This window comes from Micromonospora sp. D75 (genome assembly GCF_018070405.1).
In the GTDB taxonomy this organism is placed as follows: Bacteria; Actinomycetota; Actinomycetes; order Mycobacteriales; family Micromonosporaceae; genus Micromonospora; species Micromonospora chalcea.
Genome location: NZ_JAGPXV010000529.1, coordinates 1 through 4,267, shown reverse-complemented (window position 1 = coordinate 4,267; position 4,267 = coordinate 1). Strand labels below are relative to the sequence as shown.

General features: G+C 72.6%; 5 protein-coding genes and 1 pseudogene. 5 read left to right on the top strand and 1 reads right to left on the bottom strand.

What is annotated here, in order from left to right; genetic code table 11:
* Together KBX39_RS24760 and KBX39_RS24755 are read left to right on the top strand one after the other, a co-directional pair.
* On the top strand, window positions 1-829 hold an 829-nt coding region (locus KBX39_RS24760), incomplete at its 5' end, for an adenylosuccinate synthetase (RefSeq protein ID WP_210872749.1).
* A gap of 24 nt (window positions 830-853) precedes the next feature.
* Window positions 854-1,477 carry a DedA family protein gene (locus KBX39_RS24755; RefSeq protein ID WP_043327550.1) on the top strand — a complete coding sequence of 208 codons (624 nt, stop codon included), beginning with the start codon at window positions 854-856 and terminating at the stop codon, window positions 1,475-1,477.
* A 45-nt stretch (window positions 1,478-1,522) separates the two neighbouring features.
* Here KBX39_RS24755 and KBX39_RS24750 read toward each other — a convergent pair whose 3' ends face one another.
* On the bottom strand, window positions 1,523-2,161 hold the full coding sequence (locus KBX39_RS24750) for a TetR/AcrR family transcriptional regulator (protein WP_030500578.1): 639 nt from the start codon (window positions 2,159-2,161) through the stop codon (window positions 1,523-1,525).
* 78 nt (window positions 2,162-2,239) lie between these two features.
* Between KBX39_RS24750 and KBX39_RS24745 the strand changes: the two genes are divergently transcribed.
* The 3 genes and pseudogenes from KBX39_RS24745 to KBX39_RS24735 all read left to right on the top strand — a co-directional run.
* Entirely contained in the window at window positions 2,240-2,692 is a 453-nt protein-coding gene (locus tag KBX39_RS24745) for an SCP2 sterol-binding domain-containing protein (RefSeq protein WP_043327552.1), read from the top strand.
* Window position 2,693: 1 nt separating this feature from the next.
* Window positions 2,694-3,908, top strand: a complete 1,215-nt coding sequence (locus tag KBX39_RS24740; protein ID WP_064447943.1) for an acyl-CoA dehydrogenase family protein — start codon at window positions 2,694-2,696, stop codon at window positions 3,906-3,908.
* A gap of 167 nt (window positions 3,909-4,075) precedes the next feature.
* Window positions 4,076-4,267: pseudogene (locus KBX39_RS24735) on the top strand (acyl-CoA synthetase); the annotation flags it as partial.

Here is a 4,267-nt window from a genome sequence, read left to right as displayed (position 1 = left end):
CCGCCCCCCCCCCGACGAGGCACCCCGGGTGGCGGACTGCCGCCGCCCGGCGGTGCTGCGCCGGCGGCTGACCGCGCTGCGGGACCGGCTCACCGCCGAGCTGGGCCCGCTGGACGCGCCGCCGGTCCAGGACTGCCTGCCCGCGTACGCGGCCTTCGCGCGCCGGGTGGCGATCGTCGACCGGACCTGGCTGGCATCCGCGCTGCGCGAGGGCACCTGCGTGTTCGAGGGCGCGCAGGGGGTGCTGCTGGACGAGTGGCACGGCTTCCACCCGTACACGACGTGGAGCACCACGACGTTCGCCAACGCCGAGACGCTGCTCGCCGAGGCGGGGATGGCCGGTACCGCGCAGCGGCTCGGCGTGCTGCGCACGACCACCACGCGGCACGGTCCCGGGCCGCTGGTCACCGAGGACGCGGCGCTGCCGTTCCGCGACCGGCACAACGGGACGAACCCCTGGCAGGGCCGGTTCCGGTTCGGGCACTTCGACGCGGTCGCCCACCGGTACGCGCTGGAGGTCGCGGGTGGGGTGGACGGGCTGGCGCTGACCCACCTCGACCTGGCCGGGTCCGAGCTGCGGATCTGCCGCCGGTACGAGGGCCTGGACCGGCTCGTCCCCGGCCCGGCCGGTGACCTGGACCGGCAGGCGGCGCTCACGCAGCGGCTGCTGCGGGCCCGGCCGGTGCTGGACTCGGCGCCCGCCGACTGGGCGGGGGCGGTCTCGGAGGCGCTGGGGGCGCCGGTGGTGCTCACGTCGCGCGGGCCCACGGCCGAGGAGAAGGAAGGGCCCCTTGTTAACGCCTTTTGTATGGGAAGGGCCCCTGCTTAACACCGCACCACCGAGCATGGGTGCATGGGGGACGCGCTCGACCTGCTGCACCACACGGTGACCTCACCGTGGGTGTACCTGGTGATCATCGCGGTCACCGCCGTCGACGCGTTCTTCCCGGCGGTGCCCGGCGAGACCGTGGTGATCACGGCCGGGGTCTTCGCGGCGGGCGGCGAGCCGGACCTGGCGCTGGTGATCGTGACCGCCGCGTTCGGCGCGCTCGTCGGCGATCACGTCTCCTACGCGATCGGGCGCGGCGGCGGCGCGCACCGGCTGGCCCGCTTCCCGGCGGACAGCCGGCGGCGGGCCGGCTCCGAGTGGGCCCGCCGGGCCGTCGACAGGCGCGGCGGGATGATCCTGACCACCGCCCGGTACGTCCCCGGCGGCCGCACCGCCGTCACGCTGACCATGGGTGCGGTCCGCTATCCGGTGCGGATGTTCCTGCTGTACGACGCGCTGGCCTGCGCGACCTGGGGGATCTACTGCACGCTGCTCGGCTACTTCGGCGGCCTGGCGTTCGAGCACAACCCCGTCTCCGGGCTCCTCGCCGGGGTCGCCATCTCGCTCGCGGTCACCGGTCTGTTCGAGGCCGCCCGCTGGGGCCGGCGGCGGGCACACCGGCGAGCCGCCGCGCGCCGCGACTGTTAAAAAGGGGCCCTTCCACTACCGGAGGCGTTAAGAAGGGGCCCTTCCTTACACAGCACCGGGGTGCCAGGTGGCGCCGCGCAACAGCTGGTCGGCGCCGAGCCAGGCCACGTTCATCATCCGGGTCGCGGTCTTGCCGGCATCGGCCTCCGGGTGGTCGGCCAGCCAGTCGGCGAGCGACTCGGAGGCGCCGACGAGCGCGTACGAGACCACCTCCAGGTCGGTGGCGCCGACCTCCCGTCCGGCGGCGCGCAGCGCGTGGTCGAGCATCCCGGCCACCACCTCGACCAGCCGTCCCCGCATGGCGGCGAGTTCGGCGGCGAACGGCTGCGAGCCGCGGGCCTGCCGGTAGAGCACGGCCCAGCCGTCCCGGTGCGCGCCGACGAAGCCGAAGAACGCGCGCAGCCCGCGCCAGAGCCGCTCGTCGGCGGGCAGGTCGGGGGCGGCGGCGCCGGCGATGGCCTCCATCATCCGGGTGCTCTCCCGGTGCAGGCAGGCGATGAAGAGTTCTTCCTTGGTGCCGAGGTAGGCGTAGACCATCGGTTTGGAGATGCCGGCGTCGTCGGCGATCTCGTCCATGCTGGCGGCGTGGAAGCCGCGACGGGAGAACACCTTCACCGCCGCGTCGAGCATCTGCTGCTCGCGTACGGCTCGGGGAAGGCGCTTGAAGGTCGGCGTGCTGGACACTCTTGCGAGCATACCTACCCGTGCGTAGGGTTACGCCAGAGTAACCAAGCTGGCCCCGCCCGAGAGGTGCATTTCCTGATGACTGACTTCGACCCGGCCAACTTCGCGAACGTCGGCCCCAAGGAGTTCGCGCAGCTGGTCAAGTCCACGCCGGACGCCAAGATCGCCGAGATCATGTCCGGCGAGTCGCGCGGCAAGATCCTCAGCGAGGTCTTCAACCGGATGCCCACGCTGTTCCGCGCCGACCGCGCCGGTGCCACCAACGCGGTCATCCACTGGAACATCACCGGCCGCCCGGACGGTGGCACCGACACGTACGAGATCGTCATCGAGAACGGCGCCTGCACCGTCTCGGAGACCGCCACCCGCGACCCGAAGCTGAGCCTCACCATGGGCCCGGTCGAGTTCCTGAAGATCGTCTCCGGTGGCGCCAACCCGGTGATGATGTTCATGACCGGCAAGCTGAAGGCCAAGGGCGACCTGGGCCTGGCTGCCAACATCGCCAACCTGTTCGACATCCCCAAGGCCTGACATGGCCGAGTTCTCGCTCGACCTGAACGAGGAACAGCGGGATCTACGCGACTGGGTGCACGGCTTCGCAGCCGAGGTCGTGCGCCCGGCCGCGGCCGAGTGGGACGCCCGGGAGGAGACCCCGTGGCCGATCATCCAGGAGGCGGCGAAGGTCGGCCTGTACGGCTTCGAGTTCCTCGCCACCTGCTGGGCCGACCCCACCGGCCTCTCCCTGCCGATCGCCAGCGAGGAACTCTTCTGGGGTGACGCCGGCATCGGCCTGAGCATCTTCGGCACCTCGCTCGCGGTCGCCGCGATCTACGGCGCCGGCACCCCCGACCAGCTCGTCGAATGGGTGCCGCAGTGCTTCGGCGACGTCGACTCCCCGGCCGTCGCCGCGTTCTGCACGAGCGAGCCGGAAGCCGGCTCCGACGTCGGATCGATGCGTACCCGCGCCGTCTACGACGAGGCCACCGACGAGTGGGTGCTCAACGGGCAGAAGGCGTACGCCACGAACGGCGGCATCGCCGGCGTGCACGTGGTCACCGCCTCGATCGACCCCGAGCTGGGCTCGCGCGGGCAGGCCGCGTTCGTCGTACCCCCGGGCACCTCCGGTCTGACCGCCACCCGCAAGCTGCGCAAGCTCGGGCTGCGCGCCTCGCACACCGCGGACGTCTTCCTCGACGACGTCCGGGTGCCGGGCCGCTGCCTGCTCGGCGGCAAGGACGCGCTCGACGAGCGTCTGGCCCGCGCCCGGTCCGGGCAGCGCGCCTCCGGCCAGGCGGCGATGCGCACGTTCGAGCTGTCCCGTCCGACAGTCGGCGCGCAGGCGCTCGGCGTGGCCCGCGCCGCCTACGAGTACGCCCTGGACTACGCCAAGGAACGGGTCCAGTTCGGACGGCCGATCATCACCAACCAGGCGGTCGCGTTCGCGCTCGCCGACATGAAGATGGAGATCGACGCCGCCCGGCTCCTGGTCTGGCGCGCCTCCTGGATGGGCCGCAACAACCGGCCGTTCGCCGCCGGCGAAGGCTCGATGTCCAAGCTCAAGGCCGGTGAGGTGGCCGTCTCGGTGACCGACAAGGCGGTCCAGCTCCTCGGCGGCGCGGGTTTCCTGCGCGACCACCCGGTCGAGCGGTGGTACCGCGACGCCAAGATCTACACCATCTTCGAGGGCACCTCCGAAATCCAGCGGCTGGTCATCTCCCGGGCCATCTCCGGCATGCAGATCCGCTGACCGCCGGCGGCACGCCGCCCGGCCCGTGACGACAGGCAGCGCCGTCGCGGGCCGGGCGTCCCCGCCTGGCCGACCCGACCCGCGATCGGGCGCAAGATCACGCAAAACCGGACGGCCGACCCGTCCGGAGCCTGGTCGACGAACCACGAACGCGAAGGAGTTGCGCCTTGGACCTGCCGTTCATCGCCGCCACGCTGACCCGCCGTGGACTACTCACCCCGGGCCGTCCGATCCGGGTCGTCTCGCAGCTCAACGCGCTGCGCCGGTGGGGCTGGAGCCTCGCCGGGGAGCTGCGCCAGGCCGCCGCCCGCGACCCCGGCCGCGTCGCGGTGGTCGACGAGCGCGGCGCCACCATGACG